This window comes from Prevotella sp. OH937_COT-195 (assembly GCF_003932845.1).
Lineage (GTDB): Bacteria > Bacteroidota > Bacteroidia > Bacteroidales > Bacteroidaceae > Prevotella.
The window spans coordinates 1-598 of the sequence record NZ_RQZH01000120.1; the positions used below are offsets into that span (position 1 = coordinate 1).

1 rRNA gene is annotated in these 598 nt (G+C 47.7%); it reads left to right on the forward strand.

The features are described 5' to 3' along the window. A 23S ribosomal RNA gene (locus EII32_RS11510) occupies positions 1-598 on the forward strand; the annotation flags it as partial.

Sequence of the window (598 nt, forward strand, 5' to 3'; positions counted from 1 at the left end):
GTGGAAAAGGATGTGGGGTTGCACAGACAACTAGGATGTTAGCTTAGAAGCAGCTATTCATTCAAAGAGTGCGTAATAGCTCACTAGTCGAGTGACCCTGCGCCGAAAATGTACCGGGGCTAAAACATATTACCGAAGCTGTGGATACCTTTTAGGTATGGTAGGAGAGCGTTCTATGTGTGAAGAAGGTGTACCGTGAGGAGCGCTGGAACGCATAGAAGTGAGAATGCCGGTATGAGTAGCGAAAGACAGGTGAGAATCCTGTCCACCGTAAGACTAAGGTTTCCAGGGGAAGGCTCGTCCGCCCTGGGTTAGTCGGGACCTAAGGAGAGACCGAAAGGTGTATCCGATGGCCAACAGGTTGATATTCCTGTACTAGAGTATATAGTGAAGGAGGGACGCAGTAGGCTAACTAAAGCGTGCGATTGGAAGAGCACGTCTAAGCAGTGAGGTGTGATATGAGTCAAATGCTTATATCTATAACATTGAGCTGTGATGGGGAGCGAAGTTAAGTAGCGAAGTTAGTGATGTCACACTGCCAAGAAAAGCTTCTAGCGTTAATTATACTCTACCCGTACCGCAAACCGACACAGGTAGT